General features: G+C 69.3%; 11 protein-coding genes. 10 read left to right on the forward strand and 1 reads right to left on the reverse strand.

The window, feature by feature from the left end; all coding sequences use genetic code 11:
• Positions 1-7: 7 nt before the first annotated feature.
• The 7 genes from AC3ANN_RS07250 (at position 8) to AC3ANN_RS07280 (ending at position 9,349) form a co-directional block, all read left to right on the forward strand.
• Positions 8-613 (forward strand): RNA polymerase sigma factor, encoded by a 606-nt coding sequence (locus tag AC3ANN_RS07250; protein ID WP_488340305.1) that lies wholly within the window; start codon positions 8-10, stop codon positions 611-613.
• Positions 588-1,640 (forward strand): hypothetical protein, encoded by a 1,053-nt coding sequence (locus AC3ANN_RS07255; protein WP_488340306.1) that lies wholly within the window; start codon positions 588-590, stop codon positions 1,638-1,640. The genes AC3ANN_RS07250 and AC3ANN_RS07255 overlap by 26 nt, the downstream gene beginning before the upstream one ends.
• A 160-nt stretch (positions 1,641-1,800) precedes the next feature.
• Positions 1,801-5,319, forward strand: a complete 3,519-nt coding sequence (gene dnaE, locus AC3ANN_RS07260; protein WP_488340307.1) for a DNA polymerase III subunit alpha — start codon at positions 1,801-1,803, stop codon at positions 5,317-5,319.
• 119 nt (positions 5,320-5,438) lie between these two features.
• Positions 5,439-6,473, forward strand: coding sequence for a hypothetical protein (locus AC3ANN_RS07265; protein WP_488340308.1), 1,035 nt, complete (start codon positions 5,439-5,441; stop codon positions 6,471-6,473).
• A 30-nt stretch (positions 6,474-6,503) separates the two neighbouring features.
• Positions 6,504-7,805: a histidinol dehydrogenase gene (hisD, locus tag AC3ANN_RS07270; protein WP_488340309.1), complete on the forward strand. Its 1,302-nt coding sequence runs from the start codon at positions 6,504-6,506 to the stop codon at positions 7,803-7,805.
• Positions 7,806-7,838: 33 nt separating this feature from the next.
• Positions 7,839-8,324, forward strand: a complete 486-nt coding sequence (gene nrdR, locus AC3ANN_RS07275) for a transcriptional regulator NrdR (protein WP_488340310.1) — start codon at positions 7,839-7,841, stop codon at positions 8,322-8,324.
• Positions 8,324-9,349, forward strand: coding sequence for a quinone-dependent dihydroorotate dehydrogenase (locus tag AC3ANN_RS07280; protein ID WP_488340311.1), 1,026 nt, complete (start codon positions 8,324-8,326; stop codon positions 9,347-9,349). Before nrdR ends, AC3ANN_RS07280 begins: the two co-directional genes overlap by 1 nt.
• 39 nt (positions 9,350-9,388) lie before the next feature.
• Here the strand turns inward: AC3ANN_RS07280 and AC3ANN_RS07285 are convergent, their stop codons facing one another.
• Positions 9,389-9,973 (reverse strand): DUF3043 domain-containing protein, encoded by a 585-nt coding sequence (locus AC3ANN_RS07285; RefSeq protein ID WP_488340312.1) that lies wholly within the window; start codon positions 9,971-9,973, stop codon positions 9,389-9,391.
• A gap of 45 nt (positions 9,974-10,018) precedes the next feature.
• Between AC3ANN_RS07285 and AC3ANN_RS07290 the strand changes: the two genes are divergently transcribed.
• The 3 genes from AC3ANN_RS07290 (at position 10,019) to ctaC (ending at position 12,975) form a co-directional block, all read left to right on the forward strand.
• The gene (locus tag AC3ANN_RS07290) at positions 10,019-11,419 is read left to right on the forward strand and encodes a M20/M25/M40 family metallo-hydrolase (protein WP_488340313.1); all 1,401 of its coding nucleotides are present in this window, start codon (positions 10,019-10,021) and stop codon (positions 11,417-11,419) included.
• A gap of 106 nt (positions 11,420-11,525) precedes the next feature.
• On the forward strand, positions 11,526-11,891 hold the full coding sequence (gene erpA / locus AC3ANN_RS07295) for an iron-sulfur cluster insertion protein ErpA (RefSeq protein ID WP_488340314.1): 366 nt from the start codon (positions 11,526-11,528) through the stop codon (positions 11,889-11,891).
• A 184-nt stretch (positions 11,892-12,075) separates the two neighbouring features.
• The gene (gene ctaC / locus AC3ANN_RS07300) at positions 12,076-12,975 is read left to right on the forward strand and encodes an aa3-type cytochrome oxidase subunit II (RefSeq protein ID WP_488340315.1); all 900 of its coding nucleotides are present in this window, start codon (positions 12,076-12,078) and stop codon (positions 12,973-12,975) included.

Below are 12,975 nucleotides of genomic sequence, written 5' to 3' on the forward strand. Positions count from 1 at the left end.
ACTCTGTGTGAGCACAGACAGCGAGATCATCCGCCGTTCCCTCGACGCGCCTTCCGTCTTCGCGGAGCTGTTCGATCGGCACGCCCGGGTGATCGCCGCGTTCGCGGCCCGGCGTGTCGGGTCCGACGCCGCCGAGGACGTGCTGAGCGACACGATGCTCGTGGCGTTCCGGCGCCGGCGCGACTTCGACACGTCGTGGGAATCGGCCAAGCCGTGGCTGCTGGGCATCGCGTCGCGCGTGATCAAGAAGCACCGTGCCGACGAGGCACGTCAGTGGCGGTCGTTCGAGGCGACCGCCGCGCGCGTCGACCACTCCAGCGACGGTGCGATCGAGGCGGCGGCCGATCGGACGGATGCCTCGGCAGCCGTGCGCGCGCTGGCTCCTCGCATCGCGGCGCTGGCCGCTCGCGACCGCGAGACGCTGCTGCTGTACGCGTGGGGCGACCTGACGTACGACGAGATCGCCGTCGCCCTCGGCGTTCCCGTCGGGACGGTGCGCTCGCGCCTGAACCGCGTCAGGCGCAAACTCGCGCCGCCGGGTTCGCACGCTGCTGTCCGGCTCACATGGATCGCGAAGGAGGAGACCGATGGAGCTTATGGAACGAGTGCGTGAGATCGGTGCAGACACCCGGGCGGTGAGCGCACGCGGGCTCGACGACGCCCGCCACGCGCTGCTGCGCGAGATCGCGCGAGCCGAGCGTGCGGGAGCCTCGCGCTCCCGCCACCGCAGGGTCCGCTGGATCGGCGGCTCCGCGCTGGCAGGCGGGCTCGCCGCTGCGGCGCTCGTCGTCGGGTTCGTCGCGGTGCCTGCGTCGGCGCCGACCGCATCGGCGGCGCAGGTGCTGGAACGGGCGGCCGAGGCGACTCTGACCACCCGAGCGGTCAGCGCCGCTCCCGGGCAGTACATCCGGATCCAGGAGATCGAGCGGCTCCAGGTCGGATGGAACGTCAGCCCCGACCGGCCGGAGGGATGGTGGTCACCGGGGCACGGCGAGACCGAGGCCACCGTGGAGCTGGCCAGATCGCTGTACGTTCCCGCCGACCGATCGGGCGTATGGGTGCGTGAATACAGCGAGTCCCAGGAGGTCCTCGAGATCTCGGGACCGGATGCCGGGACCGTCGACGTCGATCTCGCCGATATCGGCCCTCGCAACAGCGTCGAGGTGTACCCGGGCGGGATGTACACGGTCACCGGCGTCGGGGCGGAGGGAGTGGACCCCGACGACGTGGTGACGTTCTCGGTGAACGGGCTGGCGTGCTACTACGACGAGATGCCTCGCGACGCGGAGGAGCTCGTCGCGTGGATCGACGCCTACGACCACGAGTACCTCTCGGACTGTCCGCCGCCGCGGCTCACCGAGCCGACCGACTTCAACCTTGCGCCGCCGGATCTGCGCGCCGCGATGTTCCGTGCGCTCGCCCTGATGGACGGTGCCCGCGTGGTCGCCGTGGACGGCGACGTCACCACGGTGGCCGTTCCCGACGGGGGAGAGAGCAACTGGATGGAGACCGTCGACATCGACACCACGACCGGGCTCATGGTCGGCCGGGGCACCCTCGACGACGACACGTGGTCGAGCAGGGTCGTCGTGTCGATCGTCGACGCGATCCCGGACAGCGTGACGCTCCCACAGGGCTGACCGATCGCGCGATCACGGCGCCGGGCGGAGGATCCGCCCGGCGCCATCGCATCGAGTGGACATGACCTTCACGTGGAACGTGAGGCGACCTGAGCCTCCTTCCCGGCGACACCCGCGGGAACCGCCGGTGGTGTCCGCGGTGCTCCTTAGACTCGAGGACGTGGCATCCGACTCCTTCGTTCATCTGCACGTGCACAGCGAGTACTCCATGCTCGACGGGGCCGCGAAGATCGGGGCGATGACGCAGGCCGCAGCTGATTACGGCATGCCGGCGATCGCCGTCACCGATCACGGCAACACGTTCGCGGCGTTCGAGTTCTACAACGCGGCCAAGGCCGCCGGGGTCAAGCCGATCATCGGGCTCGAGGCCTACGTCACACCGGGCACGCACCGCAGCGACAAGTCCCGCGTCGCGTGGGGGACGCCCGAGCAGAAGAGCGACGACGTCTCCGGCTCGGGCGCGTACACCCATATGACCATGTGGAGCCAGAGCACGGAGGGGATGCACAATCTCTTCCGGCTCAGCTCGCTGTCGAGTATCGAGGGCTACTACTTCAAGCCGCGGATGGACCGCGAGCTGCTCGAGACCTACAGCAAGGGCCTCATCGCGACGACCGGGTGTCCGTCGGGCGAAGTCCAGACCCGCCTGCGTCTGGGCCAGTACGACGCCGCGCGCGCGGCCGCGGCCGAGTTCCAGGACATCTTCGGCAAGGAGAACTACTTCGCCGAGATCATGGATCACGGCCTCTCGATCGAGCGTCGCGTCATGACGGACCTCCTCCGCCTCGCTAAGGACCTCGACATCCCGCTCGTCGCGACCAACGACTCGCACTACACGCACCAGCACGAAGCCGACGCACACGCGGCGCTGCTGTGCGTGCAGTCCGGTTCGACGCTCGACGACCCGAACCGCTTCAAGTTCGACGGCGACGGCTACTACGTCAAGACGGCGCAGGAGATGCGCCAGATCTTCCGGGACCATCCCGAGGCGTGCGACAACACGCTCCTCATCGCCGAGCGCTGCGAGGTCGAATTCAACACCAGCGCGAACTACATGCCGCGCTTCCCCGTTCCCGAGGGCGAGACCGAAGACAGCTGGCTCGTCAAGGAGGTGGAGGCCGGGCTGCACTACCGGTACCCGGGTGGCATCCCCGACAAGGTGCGCAAGCAGGCCGAGTACGAGACCGGCATCATCCTCCAGATGGGATTCCCCGGCTACTTCCTCGTCGTCGCCGACTTCATCAACTGGGCGAAGGACAACGGCATCCGCGTCGGTCCGGGCCGCGGGTCGGGCGCCGGATCGATGGTCGCGTACGCGATGCGCATCACCGACCTCGACCCGCTCGAGCACGGCCTCATCTTCGAGCGCTTCCTCAACCCCGACCGCGTCTCGATGCCCGACTTCGACGTCGACTTCGACGACCGCCGCCGCGGCGAGGTGATCGACTACGTCACGGAGAAGTACGGATCCGAGCGGGTCGCGCAGATCGTCACGTACGGCACGATCAAGTCGAAGCAGGCGCTGAAGGACGCGGGACGCGTTCTCGGCTTCCCCTTCAGCATGGGCGAGCGACTCACGAAGGCGATGCCGCCGGCGGTGATGGGCAAGGACATGCCCCTCAGCGGCATGTTCGACTCGCAGCATCCCCGGTTCAAGGAGGCCAGCGAGTTCCGCGCCCTCATCGACACCGACCCCGAGGCGAAGACCGTCTTCGACCGCGCGCTCGGGCTCGAAGGACTCAAGCGTCAGTGGGGCGTGCACGCGGCGGGCGTCATCATGTCGAGCGAGCCCCTGCTCGACATCATCCCCATCATGCGGCGCGAGCAGGACGGCCAGATCGTCACGCAGTTCGACTACCCGTCGTGTGAGGCGCTCGGCCTCATCAAGATGGACTTCCTGGGGCTCCGCAACCTCACGATCATCTCGGACGCGCTCGACAACATCCGGATGAACAGGGGGGAGGAGCTCGACCTCGAGCACCTCGAGCTCACCGATCGCGCCGCCTACGAGCTGCTGACACGGGGTGACACGCTCGGCGTCTTCCAGCTCGACGGCGGGCCGATGCGGTCGCTCCTGCGCCTGATGAAGCCCGACAACTTCGAAGACATCTCCGCTGTCATCGCGCTGTACCGTCCGGGCCCGATGGGCGCCAACTCCCACATCAACTACGCGCTCCGCAAGAACGGGCAGCAGGAGATCACGCCGATCCACCCTGAGCTCGAGGAGCCGCTCAAAGACATCCTCGACACGAGCTACGGCCTGATCATCTATCAGGAGCAGGTCATGGCGATCGCGCAGAAGGTCGCCGGCTTCTCGCTCGGACAGGCCGACATCCTCCGTCGTGCGATGGGCAAGAAGAAGAAGTCCGAGCTCGACAAGCAGTACGAGGGCTTCTCGGGCGGCATGAAGGAACGCGGGTTCAGCGACGGCGCGATCAAGGCGCTGTGGGACATCCTGCTCCCGTTCTCGGACTACGCCTTCAACAAGGCGCACTCGGCGGCGTACGGTCTGGTGTCGTACTGGACCGCGTACCTGAAGGCCCACTACCCGGCCGAGTACATGGCCGCGCTGCTGACGAGCGTGGGCGATTCCAAGGACAAGATGGCGGTCTACCTCAACGAGTGCCGCCGCATGGGGATCCGGGTCCTTCCGCCCGACGTGGGCGAGTCGATCAGGTACTTCGCCGCGGTCGGCGAAGACATCCGGTTCGGCCTCGGCGCCGTCCGCAACGTCGGCGCGAACGTCGTCGACGGGATCGTCGAGGCGCGCAAGGACGCGAACTTCACGTCGTTCCACGACTTCCTGGGCAAGGTGCCGATGCATGTCGCGAACAAGCGCACCATCGAATCCCTCATCAAGGCGGGCGCCTTCGACTCCATGGGCGACACCCGGCGCGCGCTCATGGAGATCCACGAGGACGCCACCGAGGCTGCCGTCGATCGCAAGCGCAACGAGGCGCAGGGGGCCATCGGCTTCGACTTCGACAGTCTCTACGACGCCGTCGAGGAGGCCGCCCCGCCGAAGGTTCCGGCGCGTCCCGAGTGGACGAAGAAGGACAAGCTGGCGTTCGAGCGCGAGATGCTCGGTCTTTACGTGTCGGACCATCCGCTCGCGGGCCTCGAGATCCCGCTCGCCAAGCATGCCTCGACGAGCATCCACGATCTGCTCGCGAGCGAGGACATCCAGGACGGCGAGCAGGTCACGATCGCCGGCCTCGTGACGAGCGTTCAGCACCGCGTCGCCAAGCAGAGCGGCAACCCGTACGGCATGATCACGGTCGAAGACTTCGACGGCGAGATCACGGTCATGTTCATGGGCAAGACCTATACCGAGTTCTCGCCCATGCTGCAGGCCGACTCGATCCTCGTGGTGCGCGGCCGTGTGTCGCGGCGCGACGACGGGATGAATCTGCACGCGCAGTCCGCGTTCAGTCCCGACCTGGGCACGATGGACGACGCCTCGAGCCTCGTGCTGCTCATGCCCGAGCGTCGCGCGAACGAGGCGGTCGTGGGCGAGCTACTGCAGATGCTGCAGCGGCACAAGGGCGACACCGAGGTGACGGTGAAGCTGCACAGCGGCACCGTCGCGAAGGTGTTCGAGGTGCCGCACACGGTGCGGATCACGCCGGATCTGTACGGCGAGCTCAAGGGCCTGCTCGGGCCTCAGTGCCTCGGCTGACAGGCGGCGCGGCCATGCGCAAGGCGTGCTGACGGCCGAGTGGTCTCATCGGCATCTCATGCGCCGTGAGTAGTATTCAGGACGACGCGGGCCTTGCAGGTCCGCCGGAAGGGACGATCGTGACGGACGAGCAGCGGAATGAGAACATCGACGCGGAGGAGACCTCGATCGAGGAGCCGCCGCAGTACGGGGTCGGTCCGTTCTCGATCCGGGAGGTCGCCCTCGTCGGCACGTGGCTCGTCGCGTTCGTCGTGTCGTTCTTCCCCGTCTTCGGCGAGATCGGGCGCGGCCCCTCGGTGTGGAGCAACGGCATCGACTGGGTGCTGACCATCGGGTTGCCCACCGTCGCAGTCTTCCTGATCGTCCTGCGACGGCTGTCTCCTGAGGGCATCCGCCGTGTGGGCTCGCTCGGCATCGACCAGTTCGCGTCGGTCGCCTTCTCGGTCTCGACGGTGCTGTGGCTGACGACGATCTGGAACAGCTTCATCACGCTCGCCGGCGACCGGTTCTTCCCCGGCACGTGGGTCGTATGGGTGGAGTTCTTCCTGATGCTCGCCGGAGTCGCGTTCACGGTGTTCGCGCCCGTGATCCCGCCGTTCGCGCAGGACTTCCGCGGACGTCCCGAGGTCGTCGCCCACCGCAACGCACGACCGGTGCGACCGGTCGTCCCGCGCCCCGCGCCGCTTCCCCGACCCGACACGGCGCCCGCGTACACCGACTACACCGCCGCGGGCGCGGCGACGCCGACCGCCGGCGCTCCGTACGCCGAATCCCTCGCGGCCGAACCCGCCGCGGCGCCGGCACCGACCGACCGCTCCGACGCGACTCCGCGGAGCGACTCCGCGGCAGCGTCCGAGCCCACCGACGAGACCACGTCGTTCGAGCCCGCCGCGTCGACCACGTCGTTCGAGCCCACGGCCGAGACCACGGCGTTCGAGCAGCAGCCCGCAGCGTCGACCACGCAGCATCAGGCGTTCTGGGCGCTCGTGCCCGAGGAGCGCGACGTGGTCGACGAGATCGGCATCCCCGTGTTCCGCGTCGGCCCGACGGCATGGGCGCTGGTGATCGAGGACCGCGGCGACACGTTCGTCGTCCGCCACGAGGACGGCCGCATCGGCTACCTGCACGACGTCTCCGGCGTCACGCGAGGCTAGTCCTCCTCCCGCCCGCGATACCGTAGACGGATGCTCCGGACGATCGATCTGCGGGGGCGCGCGCTCACACCTGCCGAGCTGCTCGCGACCGTTCCCCGCGCCACGACTGCACGGCAAGAAGCGCTCACGACGGCCGCGCACATCGTCGACGACGTCGCCGCACGCGGAGAGACGGCACTGCGCGAGCAGGCCGAGCGTTTCGACGGCGTGAGCGGCCACGAGGTGCGGGTTCCCGTCGCGCACCTCGATGAGGCGCTCGGGGCTCTCGACCCCGCCGTGCGCAGCGCGCTCGAGCAGGCGATCGAGCGCGTGCGGGCGGCATCCGTCGCACAGGTCCCCGCGGCCGCCGTCACCGAGCTCGGCCCCGGAGCCCGGGTCGTGCAGCGTTGGCAGCCGGTGCGCCGTGTCGGCCTCTACGTTCCGGGCGGCAAGGCGGTCTACCCGTCGAGCGTCGTCATGAACGTCGTGCCCGCGCAGGTCGCCGGCGTGTCCGAGATCGCTCTGGCCTCGCCGCCGCAGCGTGAGTTCGGCGGCCGCGTGCACCCGGTGATCCTGGGCGCCGCGAAGCTGCTCGGCGTGACCGAGGTGTACGCGATGGGAGGCGCCGGAGCCATCGGCGCCCTCGCGCACGGCGTCGCCGGGCTCGGCCTCGCTCCGGTCGATGTCGTGACCGGTCCTGGCAACAACTTCGTCGCGGCCGCCAAGCGCGCCGTGGCGGGACTCGTGGGGACGGATGCCGAGGCCGGCGCCACCGAGATCCTCGTGGTCGCCGACGACAGCGCCGACGCACGGCTCGTCGCCGTCGACCTCATCAGCCAGGCGGAGCACGATGAGCAGGCGTCCGCGGTCCTGGTGACGACGTCGGAGCGTCTCGCCGCACGCGTGCGTGACGAGGTCGTGGCACGCGCCGCCGCCACGCGGCACGCCGAGCGCGTCGCGGCCGCCCTCTCGGGACCGCAGTCCGCGATCGTGCTCGTCGACGACGTGCCCGCCGCGACCGCGTTCAGCAACGCCTACGCTCCTGAGCACCTGGAGCTGCACCTCGTCGATCCGCGCCCGGAGGACTTCGTACACGCGGGCGCCGTCTTCGTCGGGGCGCACTCGCCGGTCAGTCTGGGGGACTACCTCGCGGGCAGCAATCACGTCCTGCCCACCGGCGGCCAGGCGCGCTACGCGGCCGGGCTGTCGGCGGCGACGTTCCTGCGCCCGCAGCAGGTGATCGAGTACGACCGTGACGCCCTCGGCGTCGTCCGCGACGCCATCGTCACCCTCGCCGAGGCCGAGGCGCTGCCCGCGCACGGCGAGGCCATCACGGCCCGGTTCCAGGACTGATCGACCCGGTTCCCGTCGTAGGCTGTCACTGCCATGCATTGCCCCTTCTGCCGTCACGCCGATTCGCGCGTCATCGATTCCCGTACGAGCGACGACGGACTCAGCATCCGTCGCCGTCGTCAGTGCCCGCAATGCGGCGGACGCTTCACCACCGTCGAGACCGCGAGCCTCAACGTCATCAAGCGCTCCGGCGTGATCGAGCCTTTCAGCCGCGAGAAGGTCATCTCGGGCGTGCGCAAGGCGTGCCAGGGACGCCCGGTGACCGAGGCCGACCTCGCAGTGCTCGCGCAGACGGTCGAGGAGAGCATCCGCCAGACCGGCGCGTCGCAGCTGGACGCCAACGAGATCGGGCTGGCGATCCTCGGCCCGCTGCGCGACCTCGACGAGGTCGCCTATCTGCGGTTCGCCAGCGTCTACCAGGCGTTCGACTCGCTGGAGGACTTCGAGGCCGCCATCGAGCAGCTGCGCGCCGACCACGCGGACCGCGCCGCTGACGCGCCGGAACCCGCCGACGCCTGATGTACCCGCTTCTCTTCCGCACCGTGCTGTCGCGCATGGACCCCGAGTCTGCGCACCATCTGGGGATGGTGGTGATCCGGGTGCTCGGGATCCGGCCCTTCTCGTGGGCCGCGCGTGCGGTCACCCGGCCGGCGCCGGAGCTGCGCACCTCTGCGCTGGGGCTCACGTTCGAGTCGCCGTTCGGTGTCGCGGCAGGGTTCGACAAGGACGTCAAGGGTGCCGCCGGACTCCATGCGCTCGGGTTCGGGCACGTCGAAGTGGGGACCCTCACCGCGATCCCGCAGGACGGCAATCCCCGCCCACGCCTGTTCCGCCTCATCCCCGACCGCGCGGTGATCAACCGCATGGGCTTCAACAACCGCGGCGCCGAAGCGGCAGCCACCAGGCTGCGCAGGCTGCGCCGCCGGTCGCGGCGAGCGGTGCTCGGCGTGAACATCGGCAAGAGCCGCGTCGTCGACGTCGCCGACGCGACGGCGGACTACGTGCGCAGCGCGACGCTGCTGGCGCCGCTGGCCGACTACCTCGTGGTGAATGTGTCGTCGCCGAACACCCCGGGACTCCGCGGTCTTCAGGCGGTCGAGACACTGCGGCCGCTGCTCGAGGCTGTCCGCGACACCGCGGGCGCGACGCCGCTGCTCGTGAAGATCGCGCCGGATCTGCCCGACGACGAGATCGTCGCGATCGCGGACCTCGCCGTGGAGCTCGGACTCGCGGGCCTCATCGCGACGAATACGACGATCTCGCGCGAGCGGCTGGTCACCGATGCGGCGACGATCGCGGCGGCGGGCGACGGCGGGCTCTCGGGGGCGCCGCTGAAGGAGCGGTCGCTGGAGGTGCTGCGGCTCGTGCGTACGACCGTGCCGTCGGAGTTCTGCGTGATCTCGGTCGGCGGCGTCGACACGGCAGCCGATGTGCGGGAGCGGCTGGATGCCGGTGCCACCCTGGTGCAGGGCTACACCGGTTTCCTCTACCGCGGGCCGCTGTGGGCGCGCCAGATCAACCGCGGCCTCTCCCGCACGCGCTGACTCTTCGGCCGCGCGGGGTCCGGTGGCGGAGAGACGAGGTCAGGCGGGCTTCTGGCCGCGCTTGACCTGCGGCTTGGGCAGGCGCAGGAAGCGCATCTGCACCGTCCGCATCGCGGCGTACCAGCCGAGCCCCTTCTCGACCTTGCCCTCGCCGAACTTGCGCTTGACCGCGCGCTTGACCGTGATCGACGTGATCACCATGTCGCCGATCACGAAGAAGATGAAGATCCACAGGCCGATGAAGGCGTAGTACTGGATCGCGGGCAGGGGGATGAAGGTCGCGAGGATCACGAGGACCATCGCGGGCATGACCGCCTCACCGAGGTGCCAGCCGGCGTCGACCCAGTCGCGCACGAACTTGCGCTGCGGCCCCTGGTCGCGCGCGGGGAGGTAGCGCGGGTCGCCGCTCGCCATGCCGACGCGGGCCTTCTCGCGCTGGGCGGCGAGGTCGGCGCGGGCGCGGGCCTTCGCCTCCTTGGTGTCGGGCACGAGCGGGCGCTTGCGCGCGGCCTCGCGTTCGGCGCGTGTCGGGGTCGCCCGTCCCTTGCCGGTGGGGACGCCGTTCAGCACGGTGCCCTCGGACGATGCGTCGTTGGACGATTCAGCTGCAGGTGTCTTGGCCACGGTGATCCTCGGGACGGGAGATGGGGTGCCCTTAAGATTACCCGCATGACCTCCGAGCTCTCTCGACAGGACGCCGTGCGCGAAGCCGCGGCCTCCGGCATCCCCACTGCACTGGCCGATCTGGGCGCCCTCGTGCGCATCCCGTCCGTCGCCTTCCCCGGCTTCGACGCCGCGGAGGTGCAGCGCAGCGCGGAGGCCGGGGCAGAGCTCGTGCGGGCAACAGGGCTGTTCGAGACCGTCGAGATCCGCAGCGCGGCGATCCCCGGCACGACGGAGCAGGGCAGCCCGGCGGTGCTCGCGACCCGCGCCGCACGCAACGGCCGCCCCACGATCCTGCTGTACGCGCACCACGACGTCCAGCCGGCCGGCGACGAGGCGCTGTGGGAGTCCACTCCGTTCGAGCCCACGGTGCGCGGCGGGCGGCTCTATGGCCGCGGCGCGGCGGACGACAAGGCCGGCATCATGGCGCACATCGCCGCCCTGCGGGCTCTCAAGGAGGCGGTCGGCGAGGACTTCGACCTCGGCGTCGCCCTGTTCTTCGAAGGCGAGGAGGAAGCGGGCTCGCGGTCGTTCGCGCAGTTCCTCTCCGACAACGCCGACGCCTTGCGCGCCGACGTGATCGTGGTGGCCGACTCGGGCAACTGGGACTCGAAGACCCCGGCGCTCACGGTGTCGCTGCGTGGCAACACGCGCTTCACCATGCGCGTGAAGACGCTCGAGCACGCATCCCACTCCGGCATGTTCGGGGGAGCGGTGCCGGACGCCATGATGGCGACGGTGAAGCTGCTCTCGACGCTGTGGGACGACGACGGCGCGGTCGCGGTCGCAGGCCTGACCGAGCGGGATGCCGACACCCCGCCGTACAGCGAGGAGACGCTGCGCGACGAGGCCGGCCTGCCGGCGGGCGTGTCGCCGATCGGCCGGGGCACGATCCTCAGCCGCATCTGGAACAAGCCGTCCATCACCGTGACCGGCATCGACGCGCCGAGCGTGGTCAACGCGTCCAACACCCTCAGCCCCGAGGTCTCGGTCGTCATCAGCGCGCGCATCGCCCCGGGGCAGAGCGCACGCGACGCGTACGCCGCGATCGAGGAGCACCTGCGTGCGCACGCGCCGTTCGGCGCGCACCTCGAGTTCCGCGACCACGACTTCGGCGACGCGTTCCTCGTCGACACGTCCGGCTGGGCGGTGGCGGCCGCGCGCGAGGCCCTTCACGAGGGATACGGCGTGGAATCCGTCGACATCGGCGTGGGCGGTTCGATCCCGTTCATCGCGGATCTCGTGCGCGAGTTCCCTGGCGCGCAGATCCTCGTCACCGGCGTCGAGGACCCGCACGCCAAGGCGCACAGCCCCAACGAGTCGCTGCACCTCGAGACGTTCCGCAACGCCGTGGTGTCCGAGGCGCTGCTGCTCGAGAAGCTCGACGCACGCACGGCGACCTCCTAGACACGCCGGTCTCGGAGCCTCCTCCCTGCGGGCGCGCGTACAATCGAGGCATCCCGCCGCCCGCAGTGGGTTCGATCGAACCGGGCGGCCCGTCCGGAGGAGTGCCATGACCGACACCGCACTGACGACTGACCAGACCGTGCGCGAGCACGGCGTGCTGCTGACCGATGCCGCCGCGCTCAAGGTCAAGAACCTGCTCGAGCAGGAGGGCCGCGACGATCTGCGCCTCCGCGTGGCCGTGCAGCCGGGCGGATGCAGCGGCCTGATCTACCAGCTGTACTTCGACGAGCGCTACCTCGACGGAGACAAGACCGTCGACTTCGCCGGCGTCGAGGTCATCGTCGACGACATGAGCGTCCCGTACCTCGACGGCGCGACGATCGACTTCAAGGACACCATCTCGGAGCAGGGCTTCACGATCGACAACCCGAACGCCGCGGGCAGCTGCGCGTGCGGCGACAGCTTCCACTGAGCGGGTCCTCGCAGGGTCGCTAACGATCCGAGCACTTTCCGGCGGGCCCGGGCGCTTCGAATAGCGCCCGGGCCCGCCGTTTTCCGTCTTCGTGACACGATCCAAGCTGGGCGCTTGGCCTGAATCGCCTGGGCGCTTGCCCTAGACTGACTGGAGTCCTGTTCGCGATCCGGAAAGGTGCACCGTGCCTTCGAAACGCCGTATCCGCTGGGCCGTTCTTCCCCTCGGGATCGCAACGGCAGCAGTCCTTGCCGGATGCACCCCGACCGAGCTCAACGGGTTCCTCCCGGGCTTCGTCGAGGACGGTCCCGCGGCCACCGACAAGACCGAGATGGTCTCGGGGCTGTGGGTCAACTCGTGGATCGTGCTGCTCGCCGTGGGCGTCATCACGTGGGGTCTCATGGGCTGGGCCGCGATCGCCTACCGGCGTCGCAAGGGCCAGATGGGCCTGCCCGTCCAGCTGCGGTACAACATGCCGATCGAGATCTTCTACACGATCGTGCCGCTGATCCTCGTGGTGGGCTTCTTCGCCTTCACCGCCCGCGACCAGGCGATCCTCGAGACGCAGTACGAGGACCCGGATGTCGAGATCACGGCCATCGGCAAGCAGTGGTCGTGGGACTTCCAGTACAACGGCGAGACCGACGACGAGACCGTGTGGTCCATGGGCGTGCAGGCGCAGACGGATGAGCGCGGCGACGTCATCAGCGAGCTTCCGACGCTCGTGCTGCCGGTCGACCAGTCGGTGAAGATCAAGCTTCAGTCGCGCGACGTCATCCACTCCTTCTGGATCATCGACTTCCTCTACAAGAAGGACATGTACATCGGGAAGGACAACTACTGGTCGTTCACCCCGACGCGCGAGGGTACGTACGCCGGCAAGTGCGCGGAGCTGTGCGGCGAGTACCACTCGATGATGCTGTTCAACGTGGAGGTCGTGAGCGAGGCCGAGTACGAGGACTACCTCGACTCGCTGCGTGACGCCGGTCAGACCGGTGACATCGACGACGCGTACGACCGCCTCCAGAACCTGCCCGGCACGGGCGCGGGGACCGAGGCGTCCGAGGAAGAGGGAGACCACTGA

It is taken from the genome of Microbacterium sp. STRO-2N (assembly GCF_057747775.1).

Bases quoted from the DNA above. Each gene is read 5' to 3' on its own strand.
- AC3ANN_RS07255 (WP_488340306.1), top strand. From the start codon at position 588: ATGGAGCTTATGGAACGAGTGCGTGAGATCGGTGCAGACACCCGGGCG.
- hisD (WP_488340309.1), top strand. From the start codon at position 6,504: ATGCTCCGGACGATCGATCTGCGGGGGCGCGCGCTCACACCTGCCGAG.
- nrdR (WP_488340310.1), top strand. From the start codon at position 7,839: ATGCATTGCCCCTTCTGCCGTCACGCCGATTCGCGCGTCATCGATTCC.
- AC3ANN_RS07280 (WP_488340311.1), top strand. From the start codon at position 8,324: ATGTACCCGCTTCTCTTCCGCACCGTGCTGTCGCGCATGGACCCCGAG.
- AC3ANN_RS07290 (WP_488340313.1), top strand. From the start codon at position 10,019: ATGACCTCCGAGCTCTCTCGACAGGACGCCGTGCGCGAAGCCGCGGCC.
- erpA (WP_488340314.1), top strand. From the start codon at position 11,526: ATGACCGACACCGCACTGACGACTGACCAGACCGTGCGCGAGCACGGC.